This is a genomic window from Propionibacterium acidifaciens DSM 21887 (assembly GCF_000426605.1).
Lineage (GTDB): Bacteria > Actinomycetota > Actinomycetes > Propionibacteriales > Propionibacteriaceae > Propionibacterium > Propionibacterium acidifaciens.
The window spans coordinates 1-2,422 of the sequence record NZ_AUFR01000071.1; the positions used below are offsets into that span (position 1 = coordinate 1).

A 2,422-nucleotide genomic window follows, 5' to 3' on the forward strand; every position below is an offset into this window, starting at 1 on the left:
CACCTCCCACTCCGCGAAACCAGAAACGATTTTGTTTCATGACGGCCATAAGAGGTGTTACAAACTGATTGCCAATTACCCTGACAGATGTTTCCAGATGTGGAAATATCAAGTGACTCACGGTTCACTCCTGATTATGGCTGACATGAAACGAAACCGTATTTTTCATGGATTTCCTGTGCCGTTTCGGATATGATCGGGGCGTGCAGGTCGGGGTCACCCCGGAAGAAACAGCTGTCCTGATCAGGTGGAGGAAGCGTTCCGACAATCATGCGCTGGTGCGGATGAAAGCAGAAGCGATCCTGTACGCCTCCGAAGGAGTCAGTACCAGCATCATCGCGAAGATGGTTGAGCGGGCCGAGAGGACAGTGCAGGAATGGCCGGCCGACTGGCAGGCCACCAGGATGTGCCCGGTCCTGACCGGGCATGCCGGGAACCAGGACGCGGCGGAACCCGCCCGCGCCCAGAAGGAAGAACTCAAGGCCATCCTGGCCCAGCCGCCCTCCCCGGCGGGTGTCCGCGCCGGGTTCTGGGACGTCCCGGCGATACGTGAGGTCGTGAAGATCCTGTTCGACGCCCGGTACCAGGCGGACTCCTCCTACCAGCTGCTCCTGCGCTTGTGCGGGCCGAACCTCGAACCGCCCGGACCCGTTCGACGAGCACCGCGACGAGAAAGCCGTCACCAGACGCATGGCCTGGGCGACGACCCAGGTCAAGGCCCTGTTGGACGCCGGCTGGGAGGTGTACGCGGTCGGCGAGGTCCGCTTGGAGCACGAGGCCTGGACCCGCCGCATGCAGCCCCCGAAAGAGGGCAGCGCACCAGGCCGGTCCGTGGACCGGAAGAAGACGTCCCAGTTCTTCCCCGGCGCCCTCTCCCCGACCAGCAAAAAGTCAAACTGTACCCGATCGAGGGGAACCGGAACACCTGGCAGACGATCCTCGCGCTGGACCGGCTTCAACGAGAAACCGGCACCGGCAAGATCGCTGTCGTCCTGGACAACGCCCGCTTCCACCACGCCAAGATGCTGGCCGGCCTCCACGGGCCCGGCCGGCTGCTGGAGCGCATCACGCCGATCCATCCGCCGCCGTACGCGCCCGACCACAACCCGGCCGAGCACGTCCGGAACACGGCCAAGAACAACACCACCACCATCCAGCACGAGACCCCCGAAGAAACCCTCGGCGCGTCCGCCTCATACATCACCGACCGCACCGTCGACTACGACTTCGAACACCTTCCCGCTCCGCGAAACCAGAAACGATTTTGTTTCATGACGGCCATTGGTACCATCAGCACAGACGCCGCCAAAAACATCAATACTTACCGTACGCCGCGCCGCGGAGTCGGTGACCGTGAAGCACTCGATGGTTTAGATCCCGCAGATTTCCAAGTCGGCGACAAGAGCGCATACGCCGGCGACGAAGCGGCGGCACGCACGTTCGCCGATCCACGAATCGGAAACTACGAGAACGGGTACACCCGATTCGACATGCACCCCGACTTCAAGAATGAATTCGCGCAATATAAATCACCTTACACCGAGGGAGGTCCCAGCAGTGTTCAATATGCAATACCAGCAGGCAAGATAGATCGTTTCAACGAACTGACCATCAACCGAGAATGGGTCTCGTACGACAAGATTTCGGGTAGTTGACCAACTGGGTCACTGACACTGGAGAAAGATATGAAGAAAACAGAAAAAATAGAAGCCCCATGGCTCGGTCCCATTGAGTGGTGCACAGTCATCGGGCACCATCCGTGGGGCCTGGACGTGAGGACCGACGACTCGGACATCATCGGTGTCATCGATCTAAGATTCATCGGGGATGACATCCTCTGCATCAATCCCGAGAACTGGCCTCCCGTCGGTGCGCGGCTGAAGGTTAGGCATCAAGTAGTCATGCCGAGCGGCCAGATTCGATACACGGCACGAGAAACTGATCTGGCTCTCCCCTCGACTAGACAGGAGTGGCTGGACAGTCCCGCAGGTAAAGCCTGGCTCGCCGATCAGAACAACGACCCAGAGTCAGCCTGACATCTGCAGTGCATCCAGGCCCCTCTGGAGTGATATAGGTTTTTCAGACAGTGGTTAATGGTTGGTTTTAGGCTGCTGCCTTGTGTTGTTGTCTCCATTCGGTGTCGGCTTGGTTGGGGGTCTGGTAGTCGATCGCCGAGTGGAGACGCTTGCGATCGCATCGTGACCCGGTCCGGGCTGTCACGTCCCGGATTGCATGGTTTCGGGTCGAGTAAACCTTACGGTTCACGAGTTCTTTCTTCAAGATCGCGTTGAATGACTCGGCGGCGGCATTGTCATAGCGGCTACCGGTCCGCCCGACGGACGGGAGAATCCCGCGGTCGGTCATGAATTTCGTGTATTCGGCCGACGTGTATTGAGCTCCTCGATCCGAGTGAAAGACCGTG

The 2,422-nt window shown here is 59.3% G+C and carries 3 protein-coding genes; 2 read left to right on the forward strand and 1 reads right to left on the reverse strand.

Annotation, left to right across the window (positions count from 1 at the left end; translation table 11 throughout):
• Positions 1-203 precede the first annotated feature (203 nt).
• Positions 204-1,655, forward strand: a complete 1,452-nt coding sequence (locus K336_RS19050) for a transposase (protein ID WP_162142630.1) — start codon at positions 204-206, stop codon at positions 1,653-1,655.
• A 30-nt stretch (positions 1,656-1,685) separates the two neighbouring features.
• On the forward strand, positions 1,686-2,036 hold the full coding sequence (locus K336_RS18815; RefSeq protein WP_021796359.1) for an LCCL domain-containing protein: 351 nt from the start codon (positions 1,686-1,688) through the stop codon (positions 2,034-2,036).
• Between the two features lie 67 nt (positions 2,037-2,103).
• Here the strand turns inward: K336_RS18815 and K336_RS18195 are convergent.
• Positions 2,104-2,422: integrase core domain-containing protein (locus tag K336_RS18195; RefSeq protein ID WP_155945121.1), on the reverse strand; the 319-nt coding region annotated here is incomplete at its 5' end.

Coding starts and splice junctions, on each gene's coding strand:
- K336_RS18815 (WP_021796359.1), top strand. CDS start 1,686: ATGAAGAAAACAGAAAAAATAGAAGCCCCATGGCTCGGTCCCATTGAG.